Source organism: Sulfitobacter sp. TBRI5, from assembly GCF_051013555.1.
Classification (GTDB): domain Bacteria; phylum Pseudomonadota; class Alphaproteobacteria; order Rhodobacterales; family Rhodobacteraceae; genus JL08.
Genome location: NZ_CP112884.1, coordinates 1085760 through 1110804, shown reverse-complemented (window position 1 = coordinate 1110804; position 25045 = coordinate 1085760). Strand labels below are relative to the sequence as shown.

At 58.4% G+C, this 25045-nt stretch carries 24 protein-coding genes; 15 read left to right on the top strand and 9 right to left on the bottom strand.

Annotated features, from left to right (window positions below; genetic code table 11):
• Position 1 precedes the first annotated feature (1 nt).
• The 4 genes from OLX72_RS05765 to OLX72_RS05750 are packed head-to-tail and all read left to right on the top strand — an operon-like array spanning position 2 to position 3918.
• Positions 2–751, top strand: a complete 750-nt coding sequence (locus OLX72_RS05765; RefSeq protein WP_433990012.1) for an SDR family oxidoreductase — start codon at positions 2–4, stop codon at positions 749–751.
• Complete coding sequence (locus OLX72_RS05760; RefSeq protein ID WP_433990011.1) at positions 748–1377, top strand: enoyl-CoA hydratase/isomerase family protein; 630 nt, start codon at positions 748–750, stop codon at positions 1375–1377. The genes OLX72_RS05765 and OLX72_RS05760 overlap by 4 nt, the downstream gene beginning before the upstream one ends.
• 31 nt (positions 1378–1408) lie before the next feature.
• Entirely contained in the window at positions 1409–2743 is a 1335-nt protein-coding gene (locus OLX72_RS05755; protein ID WP_433990010.1) for a mechanosensitive ion channel family protein, read from the top strand.
• Complete coding sequence (locus OLX72_RS05750; protein ID WP_433990009.1) at positions 2740–3918, top strand: TIGR03862 family flavoprotein; 1179 nt, start codon at positions 2740–2742, stop codon at positions 3916–3918. Before OLX72_RS05755 ends, OLX72_RS05750 begins: the two co-directional genes overlap by 4 nt.
• Here the strand turns inward: OLX72_RS05750 and OLX72_RS05745 are convergent.
• The 5 genes from OLX72_RS05745 to OLX72_RS05725 all read right to left on the bottom strand — a co-directional run bounded on the left by OLX72_RS05745 (position 3915) and on the right by OLX72_RS05725 (position 9188).
• On the bottom strand, positions 3915–4502 hold the full coding sequence (locus OLX72_RS05745) for a glutathione S-transferase family protein (protein ID WP_114868540.1): 588 nt from the start codon (positions 4500–4502) through the stop codon (positions 3915–3917). The two genes, OLX72_RS05750 and OLX72_RS05745, sit on opposite strands and share 4 nt — an antisense overlap.
• Positions 4503–4511: 9 nt before the next feature.
• Positions 4512–5546 carry a DNA polymerase III subunit delta gene (holA, locus tag OLX72_RS05740; protein WP_433990008.1) on the bottom strand — a complete coding sequence of 345 codons (1035 nt, stop codon included), beginning with the start codon at positions 5544–5546 and terminating at the stop codon, positions 4512–4514.
• On the bottom strand, positions 5543–6028 hold the full coding sequence (gene lptE, locus OLX72_RS05735) for an LPS assembly lipoprotein LptE (protein WP_433990007.1): 486 nt from the start codon (positions 6026–6028) through the stop codon (positions 5543–5545). The genes holA and lptE overlap by 4 nt, the downstream gene beginning before the upstream one ends.
• Positions 6018–8579, bottom strand: a complete 2562-nt coding sequence (leuS, locus tag OLX72_RS05730; protein WP_433990006.1) for a leucine--tRNA ligase — start codon at positions 8577–8579, stop codon at positions 6018–6020. Before leuS ends, lptE begins: the two co-directional genes overlap by 11 nt.
• 96 nt (positions 8580–8675) lie before the next feature.
• The gene (locus tag OLX72_RS05725) at positions 8676–9188 is read right to left on the bottom strand and encodes a DUF3576 domain-containing protein (protein WP_254684675.1); all 513 of its coding nucleotides are present in this window, start codon (positions 9186–9188) and stop codon (positions 8676–8678) included.
• A 339-nt stretch (positions 9189–9527) separates the two neighbouring features.
• Here OLX72_RS05725 and OLX72_RS05720 point away from each other — a divergent pair, with 339 nt between their 5' ends.
• Positions 9528–10643, top strand: coding sequence for a porin (locus OLX72_RS05720; RefSeq protein WP_433990005.1), 1116 nt, complete (start codon positions 9528–9530; stop codon positions 10641–10643).
• A 104-nt stretch (positions 10644–10747) separates the two neighbouring features.
• Complete coding sequence (locus OLX72_RS05715) at positions 10748–11407, top strand: YggS family pyridoxal phosphate-dependent enzyme (RefSeq protein WP_433990004.1); 660 nt, start codon at positions 10748–10750, stop codon at positions 11405–11407.
• A gap of 13 nt (positions 11408–11420) precedes the next feature.
• Here OLX72_RS05715 and OLX72_RS05710 read toward each other — a convergent pair whose 3' ends face one another.
• Positions 11421–11915 carry a L,D-transpeptidase family protein gene (locus OLX72_RS05710; protein ID WP_433990003.1) on the bottom strand — a complete coding sequence of 165 codons (495 nt, stop codon included), beginning with the start codon at positions 11913–11915 and terminating at the stop codon, positions 11421–11423.
• On the bottom strand, positions 11912–13006 hold the full coding sequence (gene ribA, locus OLX72_RS05705; RefSeq protein ID WP_433990002.1) for a GTP cyclohydrolase II: 1095 nt from the start codon (positions 13004–13006) through the stop codon (positions 11912–11914). Before ribA ends, OLX72_RS05710 begins: the two co-directional genes overlap by 4 nt.
• Positions 13007–13168: 162 nt before the next feature.
• On the opposite strand from ribA, the gene OLX72_RS05700 reads away from it, so the two are divergent.
• The 5 genes from OLX72_RS05700 to OLX72_RS05680 all read left to right on the top strand — a co-directional run bounded on the left by OLX72_RS05700 (position 13169) and on the right by OLX72_RS05680 (position 16753).
• Positions 13169–13855 (top strand): response regulator transcription factor, encoded by a 687-nt coding sequence (locus OLX72_RS05700; protein ID WP_433990001.1) that lies wholly within the window; start codon positions 13169–13171, stop codon positions 13853–13855.
• A 273-nt stretch (positions 13856–14128) separates the two neighbouring features.
• The gene (locus tag OLX72_RS05695) at positions 14129–14917 is read left to right on the top strand and encodes an exodeoxyribonuclease III (RefSeq protein ID WP_433990000.1); all 789 of its coding nucleotides are present in this window, start codon (positions 14129–14131) and stop codon (positions 14915–14917) included.
• A 62-nt stretch (positions 14918–14979) separates the two neighbouring features.
• Entirely contained in the window at positions 14980–15900 is a 921-nt protein-coding gene (gene trxA / locus OLX72_RS05690; RefSeq protein ID WP_433989999.1) for a thioredoxin, read from the top strand.
• Positions 15901–15926: 26 nt separating this feature from the next.
• On the top strand, positions 15927–16571 hold the full coding sequence (locus OLX72_RS05685; RefSeq protein ID WP_433989998.1) for an LON peptidase substrate-binding domain-containing protein: 645 nt from the start codon (positions 15927–15929) through the stop codon (positions 16569–16571).
• Positions 16568–16753: a Trm112 family protein gene (locus OLX72_RS05680; RefSeq protein WP_433989997.1), complete on the top strand. Its 186-nt coding sequence runs from the start codon at positions 16568–16570 to the stop codon at positions 16751–16753. Before OLX72_RS05685 ends, OLX72_RS05680 begins: the two co-directional genes overlap by 4 nt.
• Positions 16754–16755: 2 nt before the next feature.
• On the opposite strand, the gene OLX72_RS05675 is transcribed toward OLX72_RS05680, so the two are convergent.
• Complete coding sequence (locus OLX72_RS05675; RefSeq protein ID WP_433989996.1) at positions 16756–18018, bottom strand: FAD-dependent monooxygenase; 1263 nt, start codon at positions 18016–18018, stop codon at positions 16756–16758.
• 48 nt (positions 18019–18066) lie between these two features.
• On the opposite strand from OLX72_RS05675, the gene OLX72_RS05670 reads away from it, so the two are divergent.
• The 4 genes from OLX72_RS05670 to OLX72_RS05655 all read left to right on the top strand — a co-directional run bounded on the left by OLX72_RS05670 (position 18067) and on the right by OLX72_RS05655 (position 24270).
• Positions 18067–19395, top strand: a complete 1329-nt coding sequence (locus OLX72_RS05670; RefSeq protein WP_433989995.1) for an amidase — start codon at positions 18067–18069, stop codon at positions 19393–19395.
• A 108-nt stretch (positions 19396–19503) separates the two neighbouring features.
• A complete protein-coding gene (locus OLX72_RS05665) occupies positions 19504–20685 on the top strand; it encodes an aminotransferase class I/II-fold pyridoxal phosphate-dependent enzyme (protein ID WP_433989994.1) in 1182 nt (393 codons plus the stop codon).
• A gap of 17 nt (positions 20686–20702) precedes the next feature.
• Positions 20703–23564 carry a DNA translocase FtsK gene (locus tag OLX72_RS05660; RefSeq protein WP_114868555.1) on the top strand — a complete coding sequence of 954 codons (2862 nt, stop codon included), beginning with the start codon at positions 20703–20705 and terminating at the stop codon, positions 23562–23564.
• 109 nt (positions 23565–23673) lie between these two features.
• A complete protein-coding gene (locus tag OLX72_RS05655) occupies positions 23674–24270 on the top strand; it encodes a LolA family protein (protein ID WP_114868556.1) in 597 nt (198 codons plus the stop codon).
• A gap of 4 nt (positions 24271–24274) precedes the next feature.
• Here OLX72_RS05655 and OLX72_RS05650 read toward each other — a convergent pair whose 3' ends face one another.
• Positions 24275–24868 carry a lytic transglycosylase gene (locus OLX72_RS05650; protein ID WP_114872017.1) on the bottom strand — a complete coding sequence of 198 codons (594 nt, stop codon included), beginning with the start codon at positions 24866–24868 and terminating at the stop codon, positions 24275–24277.
• Between the last annotated feature and the right edge of the window lie 177 nt (positions 24869–25045).

Below are 25045 nucleotides of genomic sequence, written 5' to 3'. Positions count from 1 at the left end.
CATGAACATGACAGGCAAAACGGTAATGATAACTGGCGCGAGCCGTGGCATCGGTGCTGCGGCGGCCCGTATTTTTGCAGATGCCGGGGCCAATGTGGCGCTTGTGGCGCGCAGTCAGGATGCGATTGCCGGACTTGCACAGGAAATCGGGGATGCGGCTTTGGCCATTCCCTGCGATGTCAGCCGCTACTGGGAGGTAGAGGCGGCGGTGAACGCGACGGTCAAAACCTTTGGCGGACTGGATGTTCTGATCAACAACGCCGGTGTGATCGAACCCATCTCGCATTTGTCGGCTGCCGATCCCGAGGCTTGGGGACACGTGATCGATATCAACCTGAAAGGTGTCTTTAACGGCATGCGTGCGGCACTTCCGGTGATGGAATCTGCCGGTGGTGGATCAATCCTCACGATCAGTTCGGGCGCGGCCCATGGGCCTGTTGAGGCATGGAGCCATTATTGTGCGTCAAAGGCTGCCGTTGCGATGCTGACGCGCTGCGTCGATCTGGAATCTGCGGACAAGGGCATTCGCGCGATTGGTCTGTCACCCGGGACGGTCGCCACAGAAATGCAGCGCGAAATAAAGGCCAGTGGCGTCAACCCTGTCAGTCAGCTGGACTGGGATGTACACATCCCCGCCGATTGGCCTGCCCGCGCCCTTTTATGGATGTGCAGTGCCGATGCGAACGACTGGCTTGGCCGTGAAATCTCCTTGCGGGATGAAGACATCCGCAAACAGGTGGGCCTGATATGATCCGGCTGCACAAGGATGGCGGCCTTTGGATTGCCACCATAGACCGGCCCGACAAGGCCAATTCGCTGACGCATGCCATGCTGAGCCAACTGGCCGATATCGCCGAAGCTGCGCAAGATGCGCGGGTTCTGATCCTGACGGGCAAGGGCAATGTATTCAGCGCGGGTGCCGATCTGGAAGAGGCGCGCGCCGGCCTTGCCACATCCGGTATCTGGGAACGCCTGTCCGGTGCGATTGCCGCGTTACCGGGGCTGAGCATTGCGGCCCTGAACGGCACGCTTGCGGGCGGCGCGATGGGGATGGCGCTGGCGTGCGATCTGCGCCTTGCCGTGCCCGAAGCACGGTTTTTTTATCCGGTAATGAAATTGGGGTTTTTGCCGCAACCGTCCGATCCCGCGCGTATGGCGGCCCTGATTGGGCCGGCCCGCGCCAAGCTGATCCTGATGGGCGGGCAAAAAATTTCGGCGGCGGATGCGTTTTCCTTTGGTCTTGTCGATCAACTTGTTCCACATGACGCATTGCTTGATACCGCGCGCAGCATCGCCGCCGACACATTGGCAGCCAAGCCTGAAATCGCATCCGGCATCAAAGGTCTTTGCACGGCCAGCCAGGCCCAAAGTGTTTAAACGGTGCACCTTTTCTAACTAGGATCTTTCGATGGAATTTGATCTTAAAAGCCAGCCCGAGATTGTGCAGCAGGTCGCGGGCTATGCCCTTCAGGGATGGGACCTGCTACAGGGCTGGTTGCTTAGCCCGGCAGCATGGTCACAATTCGGGCTGCTGATTGCTGCCTTTGTACTGGCCGTATTGGCTGTGCGCAGGTTGCGCCCCGCCATAACCCGTTTTCTGACCCCGCCGGACGATCAGACGGGTATCATCGCCGCAACCCGACGGTTCCTTTTGGGGTTCGTGCCGCTTTTACTGCCTGTGCTTGCCTATGTGTTCACCGCAATTGGCGAAAGTGTTGTTGTCGCATTGTTTGACAGCGGTGCCGTGATCGCTTTTGGCAAACGTGTTTTCCTGTTTCTGGCTGCGCGCATACTTGTGCGCGAAGTCATCAGGGATCCGTTTCTTAAAGTCCTTGGAAAATACGTGCTGTTGCCCGTTGCCGCCCTGCATGCTGTCGGGCTGCTGGACGAGGTGATAGGCGGCCTTTCGGCCATGAATGTACAATTGGGCAACATTTCCCTGTCGCTGATGGCGCTGGTCCGCGGGTTGATTGCGGGCAGTCTGCTGTTCTGGCTGGGGCGCTGGTCAAACGATCAATCTGCCGCATTGATCAGCCAGCAAGAGGAACTGCGCCCCGCCACCCGTCAACTGGCGGTGAAAGCCGCCGAGATCGCGATTTTCGGCCTCGCGTTCATTCTGTTGATGAACATCATGGGCATTTCGCTGACCTCGCTTGCCGTTCTGGGCGGCGCGATCGGTGTCGGGCTTGGCTTTGGTCTGCAAAAGATCGCGGCCAATTTCATATCCGGGGTCATTCTGCTGCTGGAAGGGCAGGCGACCGTTGGCGATTTTGTCGCACTGGATGGTGGCGAATCCGGTAAAATCGTGAAAATGACGGCGCGTGCCGCCATTCCGGAAACGTTCGACGGGCGCTGGATCGTTGTCCCGAACGAAGATTTCATTACCACGCGTGTAGTCAACTATTCCGACAGCGGTTCGGCCAACCGGTACGAGGCGGAATTTTCCGTCAGCTACGACACCGATATCAATCTGGTGCCCGATATTGTCGAACGGGCCGTGGCAAGCCATGCCGGCGTGCTGGAAAAACCCTATCCCCCCGATTGCGAATTGCGTGGTTTTGGCGACAGCGGCATCAATTTCGCGGTGGAATTCTGGGTTAATGGTCTGGATGACGGGCCGAACAAGTACACTTCCGACGTCCTGTTCCTGATCTGGAACGCATTGAAAAACAACAACATCGAAATTCCTTTCCCGCAACGGGTTGTCGAACTCAAAGGCGAAGTCAGGACCAAAAGCGTATGACGGATGCACTGGTCATCGGAGCAGGACCCGCAGGATTGATGGCCGCAGAAATGCTGGCTGTGGCCGGTCGGTCTGTCACAATCTGCGATGCCAAGCCCTCGTTCGGGCGCAAGTTTCTGATGGCGGGAAAATCCGGTCTGAACCTGACCAAGGATGTATCACCCGACGATCTGTTGGCCGCCTACGAGGAGGCGGCGCCGCCCCTAGACCTCATTTTACGCGCCTTTGATGCAAACGCCGTTCAGGATTGGGCGCGTGGCCTTGGGCAGGACGTGTTCACCGGATCAACCGGTCGGGTGTTCCCGACCGCGATGAAGGCTTCGCCACTGTTGCGGGCATGGTTGGCGCGTCTGGATGGGTTGGGCGTTGTTCGCCACACGCGCTGGCGCTGGCAGGGGTGGGACAATGGTGTGCCGGTGTTTGAAACACCTGACGGGTGCCAGCAGCTTCAGGCGCACGTCACGGTTCTGGCACTGGGCGGCGCCAGTTGGGCGCGTCTGGGTTCGGATGGCGCATGGGCTGTATTTCTGGCCGAAAAAGGCGTGCCGCTGGCCCCGTTTCAACCCGCCAATGTAGGTTTGAACATACCATGGTCTGAACATATGGCGTCTGTTCTGGGCCAGGCACTAAAAGGAATTTCCTGGAATGTCGGGGATTACGTCTCGCGCGGGGAGGCGATTATTTCTGCGCAGGGGCTGGAAGGCGGCGGTATCTACACCTTGTCAAAACACTTGCGGTCCGGTGCACCGTTGCACGTCGATCTTTTGCCCGATTGGGATGTTGCAAAGATCGTCGCCCGCCTGTCTCGTCCGCATGGCAAGACCAGTGTCACCAACCACCTGCGCAAAGCGCTGCGACTTGGCAAGCCACAGATCGCGCTGCTACAGGAATTCGGCAGGCCACTGCCCGCAGACCCGGCGCAACTGGCGCGCCTGATCAAACGCCTGAACATTCCCTATGCAGGTTTGCGCCCGATGGACGAAGCGATTTCAACAGCAGGTGGCGTGCCCTTTTCCGTGCTGGATGACACATTGATGCTAAGGAATGTGCCGGGTGTGTTTTGCGCGGGCGAAATGCTGGATTGGGAAGCCCCGACAGGGGGCTATCTTTTAACGGCCTGTCTGGCCACAGGGCGCTGGGCCGGACAGGCGGCAGCGCGGTTCAACCCCGCTTAGGCACCTTGGCGCGCGGTCAGATAGGCCGGGCGCGCCCGCATCCGATCCAGATAATCGCGCAAGGCTGCGGGTGCGGGATCAAATTTGGCGGTGGTGGCCCAGCCAAGGCAATGGGTCAGCACAATATCGGGCAGGGTCATCTTATCGCCCATCAGGAACGCGCCTGTCAGCTGGTGCGCGATCCGGTCCAGATTGATCGCCATTTCCCATTTCAGCGAATCCTTGATCCCCGCGACACGGTATTCCATTGGCAACACGAACCCGTGGCGCGCCGCTGTCCACAACAGCGCATCGACCTCGTCCAGTATCTGATGGGTCATCGCATCCTGACGCGCGCGTTCCAGCGTGCCGGCCGGATAGGTCAGTTTGCCGTGCTTGTCCGCCAGATAGGTGATGATGGCCGTACTGTCGGTCAGCACTGCATCACCTTCGCGCAATACCGGAACCTTGCCCGAAGGGTTCACCGCTTTGACAATATCCGAATGGGGGCCGGTATCGACATGCGTGTAGGGCTCGTCCAGTTCTTCCAGCATCCACATAACGCGAAAGGCGCGGCTTTTGACGGTTCCGATCAGTTCGTACATTGCGTTCTCCTATGTGTTTCGCCGGTTGCCCAGCATCGCCAGACGGATCAGGGCCCGTTCGACCAGCGCCAGTGCGGGTGCATTCTGTCCGGCAGAACGCAGTTGCAAATCCGTGTCGGTCAACAGCGTCAGCGCCGTCTCAAGATTTGCCACGCCCCAGCTTTGGGCCTGTCGCACCATCCGGTCGCGCCGTGGCCCGAACACAGGTGGCCGCACCTTGCTGATGCCAGCGCCCGGCCCGCCCGGATCGGATGCAGCGACATGTAACGCCCTGAAGTGACGCATCGCGCCGATACACAGGCTGACGGCGTTCACCCCTTGTGATTGCAGCTTGCGCAGCACCGGGCCGATTTCGCCCTGCTTGGCATCGGCCACGATGTTCAGAACATCGTCCAGCGCTGCCTCGGTCGATGTGGGCGCGCAGGCCAGCAGGTCCGCACCGCTCAGCGGTGTGCTGTCGCCGCGCTTGTACAAACCCAGTTTTTCCATTGTCTGTCGGAAATCACCCGGATCCAGATCGCGCGCCAGGGCCGTGATCTGCGCCATCACATCGCCGGACGGGGCCGCAATGCCCGCATCCCCCAGTGTCTTTTCAATCTCTTCCCGTGTGGGCGGATCATCATAGATACCAACGGCAAACGCGTTCTTGTGGGCCTCGAACGCCTTGCGCAACTTCGATGTCGCCTTGAGCGTACCTGCCGTGACAATAATCTGTGCGTCACCGTTCTGCCATTCTGACAGTGCGCTCAGAACTGTTTCGGCGATGGTGTCATTGGCCTCTTCCACAAAAGCCACGCGTGGACCGGGAAAAAACCCGATCGCCTTGATCGCATCCAGCAAAAGGGCGGGATCCTTGCACAAATCGCCGGCTGGAATGCGGGTCAGGCGCATTTCTTCCTCGCCCGTCGGGCCGACCAGCGCAGCAATGACCTGTTGCCGTTTCAACGCCACGCGCATCGCGTCCGCGCCATAAATCAGCAGACCGGTGCGGGCCGGATCGGGTTTGGCGAAATAGCCCGGTGCCTCTCGGGGGGACAGTTTCATGACGCGGGCTTAAACGTGGCTTGCAAACGGGTCACCACCAGGTCGGCCAGAATGATCATCAGACGTTCCCTTGCATCCCGTTCGGCAGCAAGGCTGGCAACTGACGTGCCGGTTGCGGAATATCCGGTAAAGCTTTCGACATCGCCGGATGACACAACCGCATCCGTCGCCGCATCGCGCAATTCATATGTGGCGCGCCCCAAAACGTCATAGCGTTCGATATTGCCTTCCTGGTTCACGGCAATGCCCTGTTCGACTGTCGAAATGTTATACACCAAAGCATATTTTGCATTTGCCGAGCGGCCCATGCGTTCTTCGAACCGCTGGGTGAACCAGTAATCGTCCCGGTCTTGCGGTTCGTTCACTGTAATCTGGTTCTGCAGCGCGGTTCCGGCACCATTCGGGCCGTAAACGGGCGTGAACCCGCAGGATGCCAGACACAGCACCAGACCCGGAATGAAAAGACGGCGGCTAAACAACAACGTTTATGATCCTGCCAGGGACGACGATGATCTTTTTGGGCGTGGCCCCGTCCAGCGCCCTTTGCACAGCGTCTACTGACAGCGCGGTTTTTTCAACCTCTGCCGTGTCCATATCGCGCGGAACGCTGATTTCGGCGCGCCGCTTGCCGTTGACCTGAATGGGCAGCGTGACCGTATCGTCAATCAGCATCGCCGGATCGGCCACCGGCCACGGCGCGGTGGAAACCAGCCCTTCTCCACCCAGTTGCGCCCAGACATCTTCGGCCAGATGCGGTGTCATCGGTGACATCAATTGCACCAGCGTGCGCGCGGCCTGTTTTTGTACGGCCGCACCGGCCTTGGATTTGGCCAGTGTGTTGGTGAACGCATAAAGCCGCGCGATCGACGCGTTAAAGCCGAAACTTTCGATGCCGGTCGTAACCTCGTGAATGGCCTTGTGCATGTCGCGCAGCAGGGCGTCATCCTCGGGGTTTGCCCCGTTATCGGCCATTGCGGCAATATCCGTCGTGATGCGATAGACACGCGACAGGTGTTTGTATGTCGCTTCGGCACCGGCCGCGGTCCATTCCACATCGCGTTCGGGCGGGCTGTCGGACAGCATGAACCAGCGGGCGGTGTCCGCGCCGTAATTCTTGATGATGCTGACCGGATCCACCACGTTTTTCTTCGATTTCGACATTTTGGCCGACGGAATCACTTCGACCATGGGACCGTCAGCGCCCAAACGTGCACCCGATTCCGTCCACTCGATATCTTCGGGCAGGTGATAGACCGGACGGTCTTTTTCGTCGCGTGTGGCATAGATTTCATGGGTGACCATGCCTTGGGTGAACAGCGCGTCAAACGGTTCTACCGCCGATTTGGGCAGGTGCCCTGTCAGGTGCATGGCGCGGGCAAAGAAACGGGCATAAAGCAGGTGCAGGATCGCGTGTTCGACGCCGCCGATATACTGATCCACATTCATCCAGTAGGCCGCATCGTCCATGTTTGTGGGCGTTTTGGCATCGGGTGCGGTAAAACGTGCGAAATACCATGAACTGTCGACAAATGTGTCCATCGTATCGGTTTCGCGCAGCGCCGGGCCGCCACAGAACGGGCAGGTGCAATTGCGCCATGTCGGATGCCTGTCCAGCGGATTGCCGGGCGTGTTGATATCGACATCAAACGGCAATTCGACCGGCAGGTTTTCCTTTTTCTCGGGGACAACGCCGCAGGTGTCGCAATGCAGCACCGGAATCGGGCAACCCCAATAGCGTTGGCGCGACAGGCCCCAATCGCGCAGGCGGTACTTGGTCACGCCCTGACCAACGCCGTTCTCCTCGCAAAAGGCAATCGCAGTCTCGACGCCCTCGTTTCCGGTTTGCCATGCATCACCTGCAAAGCCGCGGTTGTAGAACACCTGCTCGGTCTTGGGGGGCACAAATGCCTCGGACAGTTCATCCGGGCTGTCTTTGGATGGCAGATAGGTCGAAATGATCGGCAGTTCATATTTCGTGGCAAAATCGAAATCGCGCTGGTCGTGGGCGGGGCAGCCGAAAATTGCGCCGGTGCCGTAATCCATCAAAATGAAGTTGGCGATGTAAACCGGCAGTTCCCAAGCGGTATCAAAGGGATGACGCACCCGGATTCCGGCGTCCATACCAAGCTTTTCAGCCGTTTCAATGGCCTCTTCCGTTGTGCCGCCCTTGCGGCATTCCGCGTTAAACGCCGCAATATCCACGTTTTCGCGTTCCAGATGCTTGGCCAGAGGATGATCGGGCGAAATTCCGATGAACGACGCACCCATCAGGGTATCGGGGCGCGTGGTATACACCTCGATCCGGTCATGCCCGTCCGGCGCATCAATTGTGGAAAACGCAAATTGCAGACCACGCGACTTGCCGATCCAGTTGGCCTGCATCAGCTTGACCTTGGCAGGCCAGTTGTCCAGCCCGTCCAGCGCACCCAGCAGGTCTTCGGCCATGTCGGAAATCTTGAAGAACCATTGCGTCAGTTCGCGCCGTTCCACCAGCGCGCCAGACCGCCAGCCGCGCCCCTGTTCGACCTGTTCGTTCGCCAGAACCGTCATGTCGACCGGATCCCAGTTCACCACGGCGTTCTTGCGATAGACCAACCTGGCCTCAAGCATATCCAGAAACAGCGCCTGCTGCTGGCCGTAATATTCGGGGTCGCAGGTGGCAAATTCACGTGACCAGTCGATGGACAGGCCCAGCGGCTTCATCTGGGCGCGCATGTCGGCGATGTTGTCATAGGTCCATGTTTTGGGGTGACCGCCAATGGCCATCGCCGCGTTTTCGGCAGGCATGCCAAAGGCATCCCATCCCATCGGGTGCAGAACATTGTGCCCCGTCGACATCTTGTAGCGCGCGATCACGTCGCCCATCGTGTAATTGCGCACATGCCCCATGTGAATCCGTCCCGACGGATAGGGAAACATTTCAAGCACATAGTATTTCGGTTTGTCCGCGCTGCGCGTGGCGGTGAAAATACCGGCCTTGTCCCAGGCGGCTTGCCATTTCGCTTCGATCTCGGCGGCAGAATAGCGGGGCATGTCTTTGGTCCTTTACGGGAAAACGCCGGGCGATCAGGCCCGGCGCTTTCTTAATGTCAGTTTCAGATGGATGCCAGTACAATGGCGGCGCTGTTCCTAGAATTTGCCGTCGGCGATCCGCAACTGTCGCGCGCGCGACAGGATCGCGTCTTCTATGGCGCGCACTGTGGCCGGATCGGCCGAACCGCCGCCGCTGGTTTGCAAGGCAACGCTTAGCGCGCGGGCGTCCAGTGCGGGATCATCGATCAGAACCGTCGCGCGATAGGATCGCCCGCCACCCGGCGGCGTGCCATATCCCGTCACGATAACGCCGGTGAACGGATCAACCGACTGAATAGGCAAGAAATTCAGCACTTCCAGCGAGGCATTCCAGATATAGCGGTTGACCGAAACGGAATTTTCGGTCGATGGCTGGTTGAAATAGGCCCAGACAGTATCGGATTCCTGTGCACTGGGCGGGTTTTCATTGTCCAGCGGGCTGGGGGGCGCTTCGCTGTTCAGGGTGCTTTCCGGCCCGACGCGGCCAATGCCACCGCCGCCGCCGCATGCTGACAGCAGAAATAATGACGCACCTGCCGCCATCAGAATGAGCTTTGATTGGTGTTTCATTCCACTTGCCCCATGCATTCCGCGTGTTTTTCTTGCTACTGTCCTACCCAAGCCGCCGAAAGGGGGCAAGGGCTATGTCACGTTGCCTAACGTGCGATGGCGCGTGTTTGCCAGTGCAGATACAATGCAGATACATTATAGATGCAGCATAGATGCAGCGAATTTGCCGCTGCGGCATGCCAAAAACCGACTGTGGCAAAGCTGCACCATCCTGAACCACTTTGCGATCATAATGCGCCCAGTCCTTGCCAAGACAGGCCAATCCAAGCGAAAGACACATTCATACCCTCACCGGATTCCCCGGTTTGGGCGAAACTTTTTAATCCGAGGGAAAAGACTATGAAAAAGGTTCTCTTCGCTACGACTGCTCTGGTCGCCACCGCCGGTGTCGCAGCAGCAGACGTGACGTTCGGCGGCTACGGCCGTTTCGGCGCGATCTACACAGAAACAAACGCTACTTCAGGCACTGCAGCTCAAGGCTCAGCAGCTGAAATTGCATCGCAACAATCAGCTGTATCTTCCGCTCAATCCGCTTTGAGTTCGGCCCAAGCCACCTACGACGCAGCGGCGGCAAACAGCACAGCGACTGCGACGCAGGTTCAGGATGTTCTGGACGCTCAAGCTGATTTGGACAATGAGGTAGCAGTTCTTGGTCTGCTCACCGGTGAAGCGGGTGAAGCTGCTGACGACGGCATCGACATCGAAAGCCGTTACCGTCTGATCATCACAGCAACAACCGAGTCGGATGTTGGTGTGACATTTGGTGCGATGGTTCGTATCCAGCAGAACGAAAGCGAAGCTGAAGCAAACGACAACGGCATCAACGCCGCACGTTTCTTTGCACGTGCCGGCAACCTTGAAGTTGGTGTTGGTAACATCTTCGGTGCTCTGGAATACATGTCCGGTCAGTATGTCATCGACCTGGGTTTGACAGGTCTGGGCTACGAATACGTTGCCTATGACGTCAACGGCGACTACTACTCGTCCGGTTCGGCTGGTTCCGCACCGAACGCGGTTGAAGTCATCTACTCCATGGGCGACTTTGCGTTCCACGCATCTGCTTCTGACGTATTCGATCGCCGCGCGATCGTTGCTCAGTACACAGCAAGCGACTGGACATTTGCTCTGGGTTGGCAGGACTCCGACAACGCAGGCGACACCGAGCTGACCGCATCGGTCGTTGGTTCGCTGGGCATTGCCGACGTAGGCTTTGCATGGGCTGACAACGGCACCAACGGTGACCGTTACGTTCTGTCCGGCCGTGTTGAAGTTGGCGCGTCGACAGACGTCGAAGGCTACATCACATACGTTGACGGTGGTAACACTGTAGAAGACACAGGCTACGGTATTGACTTTAACCACAGCCTGGGCGGTGGTGCATCGATCCGTGGTGGTGTTGCTCAGCGTCTGAACGACACAATCATTGCTGACTTGGGTGTTCGCTTCAACTTCTAAGTTGAACAACCAGACAGTTTGAATTTGGGGCAGGCCTTTGGGCTTGCCCCTTTTCTTTTGTGCCACGATGTTATCTTTGGTCCTGAACAATAAAAGGTAAACGCATGGCACTGTCAGACATCAAAACGCGAATCGCACAGGCCGAACAGGCCGCAGGCCGCGCGGCTGGTGCAGTACAGCTGATTGCGGTGTCCAAGGTGCAGCCCAATGTGCGGGTCCGGAACGTGCTGGAACAGGGGCATCGCATCTTTGGTGAAAACCGCGTGCAAGAGGCCGCATCGAAATGGCCGGATTTTCGTGAACAGTTCGACGGCATTGATCTGCATCTGATTGGTCCGCTGCAAACCAACAAGACACGGCAGGCGATGGACCTGTTTCAATCCATCCATTCCGTTGATCGCCCCAAGCTGGCGAAAACACTGGCGCGCCTGGCACAGGAAACCGGTGGCTGCCCCGATCTCTTCATTCAGGTGAACACCGGCGAAGAACCGCAGAAGGCGGGTGTTCTGCCCGCGGATACCGATGCGTTCGTGGCCGATTGCCGCGCGCTTGATCTGCCGCTCTGCGGGTTGATGTGCATCCCCCCGGTTGATCAGGATGCGACCCCGCATTTCGCGATGCTGGCCGATCTGGCCGCGCGCAACGATCTGACCGGTCTGTCGATGGGGATGAGCAGCGATTTCGAAACGGCCATTGCAATGGGCGCCACCCATGTTCGCGTCGGATCGGCCATATTTGGCGAACGGACACCGGACACAGCCTAATTCCAGAGCGATCCTATCGCACGATCAGACGGCTGCGCAGGGTCAGGCGCGCTGCGATCCTGTGCAAATGATCGCGCCGGAATCCGATGCAGCCTTCGGTTGGGTAACACGGCCTGCGCCATTGATGGATGAAAATCGCCGATCCCCGCCCCTTGACCGCATAGGGCCAGTTCCAGTTGGTCAGGATTACCAGATCATAAAGCGGGTCTGCCCGCCGCAGGCTTTCGTGGCTGAACGGATAGGGCGCTTTGACCATCATGTTATAGTCCTGCGCTGTCACATCATCCGACCACAGATCACCGGGCCGGATTGCAACGGCCCATGGCGCGGGCCGCGCCATCCGGTCCGGGCGGTACAGCATCCCCACAATGCTATGAACGCCACGCGGCGTTGCGCCGTCGCCTTCCTTCTTGCGCGCCGTCAGGCCGGTTTTTCCGATTGTACAAGGATAGGTTTGCCCCTGAAACCGAACGCCCTGCCGGGTCAGAACCAGATCGTCGCGGGTCACAGGATATGGCCGGATTTGGCTGCTTTGGTGGCCAGGTAGTTCCGGTTCTGTGCTGTTTGCCCCACCTTCAGCGGCACACGTTCCACCACCCTGATGCCGGTATTTTCCATAGATGTCACCTTGGCCGGATTGTTTGTCAGCAACCGGACAGAGGGAAAACCCATTGATTTCAGAATATTGGCGCCAATGCGAAAATCGCGTTCGTCATCCTCAAACCCAAGGCGGTGGTTGGCCTCGACCGTGTCGAACCCCTGATCCTGAAGCGAATAGGCGCGCATCTTGTTGGCCAGACCGATCCCGCGCCCTTCCTGATTCAGGTACAAAAGAACCCCGGTGCCTTCGGCCCCCATCTGCGCCAGAGCGCCACGCAATTGTGGTCCGCAATCGCATTTCAGGCTGCCCATCAGATCGCCGGTGAAACAGGCCGAATGCAGACGCGCCAGCACCGGTTTTGTGCGGTCAGGACGGCCGATTTCGATAGCATAATGTTCCTCGCTGCCATCTTCGGGCCGATAGATATGCAGACGCCCCGCTTCGGATACATCCATCGGCAGGCGCGCGCTGACCACGGGATGCAGCGGGCTGGAGCGTGCCAGCAACGGTTTCGCCAAGATCGCAGGCACAACAGTGAGCGAATTTTTCGATGCAAAATCAGCGGCCTGCGACAATTCCAGAAGCAACGCGGCGGGCAGCAAACGGGCCGTTTTCACCAGATCGACGGCCATCCGGTGCAAAGCCGCATTGCCGTCACGCTGCGCGATCAATGGCCCCTTCATTGGTGATTTCAGATCGTCCGCTGGATCGGCCACACCCAGAACCCACGGCAAACCGGCATCCGGTGGCAATACGATCCGCGCAATTTCACCGTCATAAGCGCGCGCCTTTAACGTTTCGGCCCGCCGCGCGGTGATCGCCAGCACTGCGGTGCCACCAAGGGCGCGCAAATCGGCCAGCCGCTGCGCGTCGGCCGTTTCGGCGGCCATGGCCAGAACCGCCTGACCGTCGGTGCCCACCAGCACAACAGGCACCCCCATGCGCAAATCTGAACGGGCGCGGGCCAACAGTTCTGTAATGTCAGGTGCAAAACTCATCAGGGCTCTTATCTTGGCGTGCTTGCATCAGTCTACTGTGTCCTGCAACAAGATGAAACATTTGCCCCGCTCCTAACACGAGGGCGTGAAAAGATGCAGCAAATCTTGCCGAATTCGCAGGGTGACCTCATTTGATAGGCATCAGCAGCAGGAGGCGCCGCAATGGGGCAACTTAAAAAGATACTTTTGGTAGATGACGATGACGATCTGCGCGAGGCGCTGAGCGAACAATTGGTCATGACCGAAGATTTCGACGTGTTCGAGGCTGGCAATGGAAGTCAGGCCATGGAACGCGCCAAAGAGGCACTCTACGATCTGGTGATTCTGGACGTGGGGCTGCCGGATACCGACGGGCGCGAACTGTGCCGTCTGATGCGCAAGCAAGGCGTCAAAAGCCCGATTGTTATGCTGACAGGTCACGATACCGACGCAGATACCATCCTGGGTCTGGATGCCGGCGCCAATGATTACGTGTCCAAACCGTTCAAGTTTCCGGTGCTTCTGGCCCGGATCCGCGCGCAGTTGCGCCAGCATGAGCAATCCGAAGATGCCGTATTCACCTTGGGGCCATACACGTTCAAGCCCGCGATGAAGATGCTGATCACCGAAGATGATCGCAAAGTCCGGCTGACGGAAAAAGAAACTAACATTCTGAAGTTTCTGTACCGGTCCACAGACGGGATTGTCGCACGCGATGTTCTGCTGCACGAGGTGTGGGGATACAACGCTGGTGTCACCACACACACATTGGAAACGCACATCTATCGCCTGCGCCAGAAAATCGAGGCCGATCCGTCCAATGCACGGCTTTTGGTTACGGAATCAGGTGGATACCGGCTGGTCGCGTAAGATGACCATTCGGTCAAATTATTGACCCAGATCAAAGACGCAATCCGGCGTCATGTTTAGATCATAACCATACCGCGCATGTCCGGTGGCTTGACATGCACCTCCCTGTTGGACTTGGCCGGGCCTTGCGCCCGGTCTTTTTTTGTCTGCCAATCCTTCACCGGTAAAAGGGCGAATAAAAGGGCGAAAGTTTTAGACAGGTGCCATGGCGCGGGTTGAGGCCGCAACAAGGTGCGGATAGGGTCGCAGGATCAAAGACCGGAGCCTGCCAAAATGCCATTTACCCTTGCCACGTGGAACATCAATTCGGTCCGGCTGCGCGAACCGATTGTATGCAAACTATTGGCGGAACACGGGCCTGATGTTTTGTGTTTGCAGGAATGCAAATCGCCCGTAGATAAAATCCCGCGCGATGCGTTTTCCGCACTGGGCTACACCCACATGGTGGCGCGTGGTGACAAGGGCTATAACGGCGTTGCGATCTTGTCAAAACTGCCGATGGTCGAGGCGGGCGCACAGGATTTCGCCGCACTTGGCCACGCGCGCCATATTGCTGGACGTCTGGAAAACGGCGTTACGATCCATAATTTCTATGTGCCCGCGGGCGGCGATGTTCCCGATCGCAAGGTGAATGAAAAATTCGGCCAGAAGCTGGATTACCTGACCGACATGCGCGATTGGTTCCATCGTGAACCGCCGCAAAAATCCATTCTGGTGGGTGATCTGAACATTGCACCGCGCGAAGACGATGTCTGGAGCCATAAGCAACTGCTGAAAGTGGTCAGCCACACACCGGTCGAGGTTGAACAGTTCGCCCAGACACAGGATGCGGGAAACTGGGTGGATATCACCCGACAGGATATTCCCGACGGGTTGTTGTACAGTTGGTGGTCTTACCGTGCCAAAGATTGGTCAGCCGCCGACAAGGGGCGGCGTCTGGATCATGTCTGGGCAACGCAGGACATTTCGAATGCGGGTCATTCCAGCCATGTTTTGCGCGATGCACGCGGATGGGAAAAACCCAGCGACCACGCACCGGTTTTTGCAAGTTTTGACCTTTGATTCCGCCTGCCGCACCCTCATATAGGCACAAACACTGCTAAAACGATTGCAAGGATGACATTATGATTGATCTGGGACTTTCCGGCGCACCCGCTGCCGATGCCAATCTGATCAAGGACGGAACCGAAGCCACCTTTATGGCGGATGTGGTGGATGCGTCTGCCGAAACGCCGGTGATCGTGGATTTCTGGGCGCCGTGGTGCGGCCCCTGTAAAACACTTGGCCCGATGCTGGAAAACGCCGTGCGCGCCGCCAAGGGCGCGGTCAAAATGGTCAAGGTCAACGTGGACGAGGCGCAGGCCATCGCAGGTCAGTTGCAGATCCAGTCGATCCCGACGGTCTATGCGTTTTACAAGGGGCAGCCGGTTGACGGGTTTCAGGGTGCTGTACCCGAATCCGAAATCAAGGCGTTTGTCGATCGCGTGATCAAGGCCGGTGGTGGCGAAGCACCGGGTGAAAGCCTGAATGACGCGGTAGACGCCGCCGAGGAAATGCTGGCCGAAGGCGCGGCAACGGATGCGGCGCAGACCTTTGCCGCGGTTCTGGGTGAAGACCCGAACCATGCGGGTGCCTATTCTGGTATGGTGCGCGCCCATATCGCGATGGATGATCTGGATCAGGCCGAAGCGATCCTGAACGGAGCGCCTGCGGCAATTTCCAAATCGCCCGAACTGGAAGCCGCCCATGCCCAGCTTGAACTGGCGAAGCAGGCGGCCAGCGCGGGGCCGGTTGATGATCTTAAGGCGGCGGTCGAGGCCAGCCCGGATGACCATCAGGCGCGATTCGATCTGGCCCTTGCCCTGCATGCTGCCGGTGATGTTCAGGGTGCGGTGGATGCGTTGCTGGAAATATTCCGGCGTGATCGTGAATGGAACGAAAGCGCAGCAAAAACCCAGCTTTTCACCATCTTCGATGCGTTGAAGCCCAATGACCCTGTGGTGTTGAACGGGCGCAGAAAACTCAGCTCAATGATATTTGCCTAAAGCGGTGGCTGGGCTAGGTTTGGTGAATGATAAAAGCAACTGATCTTCCCGATATCATCCCGGTTTTTCCTCTGCCCGGGGCGTTGCTTTTGCCGCGATCACGGTTGCCGCTGCACATCTTTGAACCGCGCTATTTGCAAATGTTCGAAGATGCCCTGAAAACGCCGGGTCGCCTGATCGGAATGGTCCAGCCGAACGAAGTTCCGGGCCGCGACGGAACCGGTTTGCATACCATCGGTTGCGCCGGACGGATCACCCAGTTTTCCGAAACCGAAGATGGCCGGTACATGATCACGCTGTCGGGTATGTCGCGGTTTCGCGTTGTGTCCGAAGTAAAGGGATTTTCGCCTTATCGCCGCTGCGAGGTGAACTGGGACGGGTTTGATCGTGATCTGGGCCGCGAGGAAAAAGACGCCGCTTTCGAGCGCAAAGGGTTTCTGGATCTTCTGGGCCGCTATTTCAGCGCCCGCGATCTGTCGGCCGATTGGGAAACTCTGAAAGAGGCGGAAGACGAATTGCTGGTCAATTCATTGTCGATGCTGCTGGACTTTGATCCGGAAGACAAACAGGCTCTGCTGGAGGCGCCATCGCTGTCGACGCGGCGCGAAACGCTGGTCACGCTGATTGAATACAAACTGCGCGCCGGTGACGGCAAGGACATGATGCAATGAATGACGAACCGCCCAAATTCGACCGCCGGATGCTGGAGGCTTTGATTTGCCCGCGCACCCACGGACGACTGGAATACGATGCCAAGGCACAGGAACTGGTGTCCAAAGCGGGCAATCTTGCCTTTCCGATCCGCAACGGCATTCCGGTCATGCTGGTTGACGAAGCGCGCGTTCTGGACTGACCCTAGATTGCTTTGCCCTGCATCAGGCGGGGCACATCGCCGGTCAGACCGGCGGCCTCGCGGATAAATCCGCGCCGCAGCGACGGGATCGCATTCACGATACCCATGCCAATGTCCCGGCCCGCCCGCAACAGCGCGTTATCGTTCGAAAACAGTCGGTTGAACGCATCGGTGGCCGCAGCCAGCGTTGCGGTATCAAACCTGCGCCATTGTTCATAGCGTTCCAGAACCAGCGGTGATCCGATATCTTCGCCGCGTCGCGCCGCCAGTGTCAGCGTTTCCGCCAGTGCGGCGACATCCCGCAATCCGGCGTTCAACCCTTGCCCTGCAATCGGGTGCACACCATGTGCCGCATCGCCGATCAGGGCCAGGCGAGGGGCGACAAACCGGGTCGCAATGGTCAGGTTCAGCGGATAGGTAAACCGTTTTCCGGCCAATGAAATATCACCCAGAAAATCACCAAAACGCGGGCGCAGAACGTCAAGATATCCGGCATCGTCCAGCGCATTGATCCTTTGCGCTTCGGCGTCTGTCTCGCTCCAGACGATGGAACATCGGTTTCCGGTCAGCGGCAGGATGGCCAGGGGCCCCGGCGGCATGAAAAACTGGTGCGCGATACCGTTGTGGGGCTTTTCGTGGGCGACGGCACAGACCAGCGCGGTTTGCCCGTATCCCCAGCCTGTGCGCTTGATACCGGCCCGTTCTGCCGTACCACTGGCGCGTCCGTCCGATCCGATCAGAACTGATCCAGTGATGATTTTGCCGCTGTCCAGTGTCACACTGACAGAGGCCGGCCCGACAGATTGCGCAACAACGGTTTTGCCTGACAAATGGGTGATATCCGGCGTTGATGCCATTGCATCCAGAAAGGCACGGCGCAAATGCCGGTCTTGCACCATGTACCCCATCGGACCTTCTTCGATCTCGGCATGGTCGAAATGCATGAAAAACGGCGAAGGCCCTTCACCGGCCCGCCCGTCTGTCACCTTGATCTCAAGCATGGGTTCGGCATGTTCGGCAATATCCTGCCAAATACCGATTCCATCCAGCAGGCGCTGCGATGTCAGCGCCAAAGCATAAGACCGGCCGTCAAACGCGGCATTCCTGCGTATTTTTTCGCTCAGCGCGTCTATGACGGTGACCGAGAAGCCTGTCTGCGCAAGGGCCAGTGCCAATGCGGGCCCGTTCAACCCGCCGCCGACTATGATGATATCGCTTTGTTTCTGCATGCGTCTGAATATGACTGCGCGAACGGGATTGTCCATGTGCGGTGCTGTCGCTACCCTTACGTCACATTGTTTGGGGGAACAGGTATGAAGGATTGGTTAAGCACGAGTGCTGCGGATTTGGGGCGGGCGATTGCATCGGGTGAAATTGATCCGGTTGCCCTGACGCAAACCTATCTGGATGCCATTGATGCGCACCCCCTGCGCGACCGGATTTACGCCCGCGTCACCCATGACCGCGCGCTGGCAGAAGCAAAGGCCGCCGCCGCACGCGCGCAATCCGGGCATCGCCTTTCGCCGCTGGACGGTGTGCCGATCAGCTGGAAAGACCTGTTTGACAGTGCAGGGGTCGCAACCGAAGCAGGCAGTGCACTTTTGAAGAACCGCATCCCCGATACCGATGCCGTTGTTCTGGCCAATGCAACGGCCATGGGCCTGGTGTGTCTGGGCAAAACCCACATGAGCGAACTGGCTTTTTCCGGTCTGGGCTACAATCCGGTCACAGCCACACCTCCGTCGGTCAACGACCCTGACAGCGTTGCAGGCGGATCTTCGTCCGGGGCTGCGGCATCGGTGGCATTTGGTCTGGCGGCAGGCGCGATCGGGTCTGATACAGGCGGGTCTGTGCGTATTCCGGCCGCGTGGAACGATCTGGTCGGGCTGAAAACAACATCGGGGCGGGTGACTTTGGAAGGGATCGTGCCGTTATGTCTGCGGTTTGACACGGTCGGGCCGCTGGCCCGCACTGTTGAGGATGCCGCCCTGCTTCTGGCCGCTGTGGAAGGCCGGAAAGCCGCCGATCTGCGCGGCGCATCCCTGAAAGGCAAACGGATCGCGATGCTGCAAACATCCGCGATGGACGATGTGCGCGACGAACCAATGGCCGCCTATGAAGGCGCTATCGAAAAGATCGCACAGGCAGGCGCGGTGATCGAACCGTTGCACGTTCCGGAACTTAAAGATGCCATGGCCTTGACCGGCGTGGTTTACACCACCGAAGCCTATGGTCTGTGGCGCGATGTGATCGAGGCTAACCCGGACCTGATGTTTGCCGAAATCCTTGAACGGTTCCGGCTGGGCAAAGCCGTGTCCGGCCCCGATTACGTGGCCGCTTGGGCCAAGCTGGAAACCTGCCGGATGGCCTATGATCAGGCCACTGCGGGCTTTGATTTCGTTGTATGCCCGACCGCGCCGATTTTGCCGCCCAACCTCGAACGTTTGAACAGCGATCATGACTATTATGTCACAGAAAACCTGCTGTCCCTGCGCAACACCCGCATAGCAAATCTGATGGGGATCGCGTCGCTTACAATACCCACAGGCGTGCCCAGCTGTGGAATTCAGTTGATGACACCGCCCGATACCGAAGAACAGCTGTTGCGGCTGGGGGCTGCGGTGGAAACGGCGTTGTCCTAAAAACCACATATCCCTTTCAATCGCACCACTTTTTCTGGACGCAGCCGCATCGCTTGGGTACCTTGGGCCAAACGGGACGCCAATGATCCCGACCCTGAGGCAGTTTTGATGAAGTTTCCCGAGCGGTTTTCGAACCTTCCGGCCCACGCGTGGCCCCGTTTGCGGGCCCTTTTGGATGTGCATACGCCCGGCGGCGATGTGATCAACATGACAATCGGTGAACCCAAACACAGCTTTCCGGCTTGGGTTACGCAGGTGATTTCCGACAACGCAGCCGGGTTCAACAGCTACCCTCCCAACGAAGGGTCAGACGCGTTGCGCGGTGCCATTGCGGGCTGGATCAAACGCCGCTACGGCGTGGATGTTGATGCGGCCAGCCAGATCATGGCGCTGAACGGCACGCGCGAGGGGCTGTATAACGCTGCCATGGCGCTGTGCCCTGAAACCAAGAACGGCCAGCAACCGGTGGTTCTGACTCCGAACCCGTTTTATCAGGTCTATATGGTCGCCGCGATCTCTGTGCAGGCGGAGCCGGTTTATGTGCCCGCAACGCGTGAAACCGGCCATTTGCCCGATTTTGCGGCGCTTCCGGCCGAGATTCTGGATCGCACCACAATTGCCTATGTCTGTTCCCCCGCCAATCCACAGGGCGCCGTTGCCGATGAAACCTATTGGCGTCGCCTGATCGAACTGGCGGAAAAACACGATTTCCAGATTTTTGCTGACGAGTGTTATTCCGAAATATACCGCGATACCGCCCCGACAGGCGCCATCGAGGTGGCCAGCGCGATGGGGGCCGATCCCGAGCGCGTGCTGATTTTCCATTCGCTTTCCAAACGGTCCAACCTGCCCGGATTGCGATCCGGTTTTGTGGCGGGCGGCCCTGAAAGCATCCGGCGTATCCAGCAATTGCGCAACTACGCGGGCGCGCCTTTGCCCTTGCCGTTGCAGGCTGCTGCCGCCGCTGTCTGGGCCGACGAAGACCATGTGATTGAAAACCGCCGCCTTTACGCCGAAAAATTCGATCTGGCCGACAGGATATTGGGCAACGTGGCAGGGTACCGTTCCCCCGAAGCCGGATTTTTCCTGTGGCTGCCCGTTCCGGATGGCGAGGCTGCGGCACTGAAGCTTTGGCAGGATACGGGCGTTCGGGTGCTGCCCGGATCGTATCTGAGCCAGGATGTACACGGGGAAAACCCGGGTGCTGGATATATTCGGGTCGCTTTGGTGGCCCCAAAAGAGGACACGCAGCGCGGGTTGGAAACCATCCGCGATTGCCTGTTCCAATAAAAGACGAGGTAGAGAGTATGGCATATCAGACACGCGGTCGCGATCCATTGCTGGACAGCACGACACAAGCAGCAATTGAAAAACGCGGCAAGGAACTGTTCGGCATCTGCCTGATGGTTCTGGGCGCGATGGCTTTGGCGATGGTGTGGTCCTACACGCCCGACGATCCCAACTGGATGGTGTCCACAGATGCGCCCGTGCAGAACTGGCTGGGTCGTATCGGCGCGTCGATCGCGGCGCCGCTGTTCATGATCGTGGGCTGGGGCAGCTGGGGTATCGGTGTTGTTCTGATGGCGTGGGGTGTCCGCTTTGCCATGCACGCAGGCGAAGACCGGGCGATTGGCCGCCTGATCTTTGCGCCGATTGCGATTGCTCTGTGTTCTATCTACGCCGCCACACTTGAACCCGGACTGGCGTGGAAACAAACCCACAGCTTTGGTCTGGGCGGGCTGTTCGGCGATACGGTCATGGGCGCCATTCTGACGGTGCTGCCGATCGGATCAACCTTTACCGTAAAACTCATGTCGTTCCTGATGGCCGTTGGAATTCTGGCGCTTGGGGCGTTCGTTCTTGGCTTTACCCGCCCCGAACTAAAGCGGATCGGTCGGTTTTTACTGATCGGGCTGATCATGGTCTATGCCGGTATCATGAATGTTCTGGGCCGTGGCGCAAGCGGCGCAGTCAGTGCCGCACAAGGCTTGCAGGCCCGTCAGGCTGAAAAACGCGAACGTGCCCGTCAGGAAGCGGAAGACCAGCAATCCTATGCGGCGGCCCACGCCACCGTACCGGGCCCCGATGCATCGCTTTATGCCGATGAATACCCTGTTGAGGAAAAACAGGGATTTCTGGCACGGATGCCGTCCCTGATCAAACGCCCCGATCCGCTGCCCGAGCCCGAACTGATTGAAACGGTATCCGTAGCTCAGGATCAACCGATGCCCGGGGATGACCGTATCCGCGCAAAAATCGCCGACGTGATCAAAACCCGCGTTCGGCAACTGCCCGCAATGCAGGTGGAAATGGCAGCACCGTTGACCAAAGGGCGCGGACGCGGCCCCGATCCGTTGCTGCTGGACACCAGTACCCCTGCGGGAATGCGTGCAGAACCACCGCTGACCGCCCGGGCGGCGCAGCCTGCTGAACCAGAAATAAACTCGCAAAATCAACAGGATATGGCGCAGGACTGGGATGACGAAGACGACGCGCTGTCACCGTTGCCGATGCAGGATGCGGGCCGCGTTCTGGCGGCCATTCCGGCGGCCGAACCGCGCAAAGTGGTGCAGAACCCTGTGCGCAAACCGCCCGCCCCGTCCCGCCGTGCCCAGGCCGAAGCGCAACCCAATCTGGCGTTTGAAGACAACCAGATCGCTTACGAACTCCCGCCGCTGAACCTGCTGTCTAGCCCGTCAACGATCAAGCGCCACCACCTGTCCGATGACGCACTGGAAGAAAACGCGCGCATGCTGGAAAGCGTGCTGGATGATTATGGCGTCAAAGGCGAAATCGTTTCTGTGCGTCCCGGTCCGGTTGTGACCATGTATGAACTTGAACCGGCCCCGGGTTTGAAAGCCAGCCGCGTGATCGGATTGGCCGATGATATCGCGCGGTCCATGGCAGCCCTGTCTGCCCGTGTCAGCACAGTGCCGGGCCGGTCGGTGATCGGTATCGAACTGCCCAATGAAAACCGCGAAATGTGCGTGCTGCGCGAAGTGCTGGCCGCCCGTGATTTCGGTGACAGCAACATGCGCCTGCCTTTGGCACTGGGCAAGGATATCGGCGGCGATCCGATTGTCGCCAACCTGGCCAAGATGCCCCACCTGCTGATTGCGGGAACAACCGGTTCGGGTAAATCCGTGGCGATCAACACCATGATCCTGTCCCTGCTGTACAAGCTGACGCCGGAAGAATGCCGCCTGATCATGATCGATCCGAAAATGCTGGAACTCAGCGTCTATGACGGCATTCCGCATCTTCTGTCGCCCGTTGTGACCGACCCGAAAAAAGCGGTTGTCGCGCTGAAGTGGACTGTGGGCGAAATGGAAGAACGCTATCGCAAGATGTCCAAAATGGGCGTGCGCAATATCGAAGGTTATAATGGCCGCGTGCGCGATGCCCTGTCCAAAGGCGAAATGTTCAGCCGGACGGTACAAACCGGATTTGATGACGAAACCGGCGAACCCGTGTTCGAGACAGAAGAGTTTGCCCCGGAACTGCTGCCCTACATCGTTGTCATCGTGGACGAGATGGCCGACCTGATGATGGTGGCAGGCAAAGAGATCGAAGCGTGTATCCAGCGTCTGGCACAGATGGCGCGGGCATCGGGCATCCACCTGATCATGGCCACACAGCGCCCGTCGGTTGACGTGATCACCGGCACGATCAAGGCAAACTTTCCCACGCGGATATCGTTTCAGGTGACTTCGAAAATCGACAGCCGGACAATTCTGGGTGAAATGGGGGCCGAACAACTGCTGGGTATGGGTGACATGCTGTATATGGCGGGCGGTGCCAAGATCACCCGCTGTCACGGTCCGTTCGTGTCCGACGAAGAAGTGGAAGAAGTGGTAAACCACCTCAAGGGCTATGGTCCTCCGTCTTATGTCGATACCGTTCTGGATGGCCCCAGCGATGCCCGCGAAAGCGACATCGACATGGTTCTGGGCCTTGGCGGCAACACCGACAGCGAAGATGCGCTTTACGATACCGCTGTGCAGATCGTGATCAAGGATCGCAAATGTTCGACAAGCTACATCCAGCGCAAATTGGCCATCGGCTATAACAAGGCCGCGCGCCTTGTAGAACAGATGGAAGAAGAGGGTCTTGTCTCTCCCGCGAACCATGTTGGTAAACGCGACATTCTGGTGCCGGAACAGCATTGATGACAGCACGGCAAAGGCGGCAAACCCTGCCTTTGCCCCCATCGGCGGATCGCAGCTATGTGAGCAGACGGGGGGTTTAAACCCCGTAGGTAATGCGTATGTAAGGTGCATGAAAAACACGGTTCTCAGTGGCGTCATTGCCCTTCTGCTTGCCCTGCCTGCGCAGGCTGAAATTCTGCCTTTGTCCGATATTTCCAGATACCTCAATGATATCGGCACGGCGCAGGGGGAATTCACCCAGATCAACGATGACGGCACGATTTCGACGGGTCAGATTTATATCAAGCGACCCGGCAAGGTCCGGTTCGAATATAACCCGCCTGAATCCGCACTTGTCGTGGCAGGCAGCGGGGCCGTGGTGATTGTGGACACGAAATCAAACCAGCCGCCAGAAAGCTATCCGCTGAACCGCACGCCTCTGTCGATTATTCTGGCGCGCAACGTCGATCTGGATCGCGCCGACATGGTCGTTGGCCACAGCTATGACGGCACGGCGACAACCGTCACCGCGCAAGATCCCGAAAATGCGGAATACGGAAACATCCAACTGCTGTTCACCGGAAATCCGGTGCAATTGCGCCAGTGGGTGATCAACGACTCAGGTGGCGGGCAAACCACTGTTGTTCTGGGCGACCTGCAAACAGGCGGCACATTGCAAAACGATCTGTTCGATATCAGGGCGCTGGGCGTCAAGCGCGAACGCTGAACGCCTAGCCTTTTGCGCGTCGGGGGCAGGTGTTCAGTTGGGCCTGATACATGTCTGCACGGGCATCGACTTCGCCCGCCACCCGTAACAGCCAGCTTTTTCTGTTATAGCTGCCGCGCGCATAACCTGTGTGGCCTTCGTGATAGGCCAGATACTGGTTGCGCGTGTCCGTCAGGGCAATTCCGTTCTTTTCGCGGCTTTTTGTCATGTACCAGCCCATGAAATCGGATGCATCGCGGATACGGTCGCGTTTGGCTCCGCGTTTTCCCGTTTCGCGTCTGTATTCGTCCCACGTGCCATCCAGCGCCTGCGAATACCCGTATGCGCTGCTTTGACGTCCCATCGGGATTACACCCAATGTATAGCGGAACGGCGTGCGCGCGTTTCCGATGTATTTGCTTTCCTGATAGATCGTGGCCATCTGCACGTGCACCGGAACGCCCCAACGGCGTTCGGTGGCGCGGAACGCCTTGATGTAATCGGGGCGCTGGCTCAGGATGCTGCAGGCGTTATCAAGGTTGCGCGGCGCAGAATATTCGCCACGTCCGCAAGATACGACCAACACTACCAGTACCAATGCGCGAAGAGCTCTGCTCATCTGCCTCTCGCTTTTGGTTATTATTTTTTCTGCATTGTAACCGATTGTGTTCCACAGGGAAATCACATTTCCTGCGGTTCCCGATTTCAGCCCATGACCTGCTTGCATCCGGTGCATGTTCGCGCAAAAAGGCGGCATAGGGTTATGGCTGTTTTCAGCCACAACCGATCGACACGA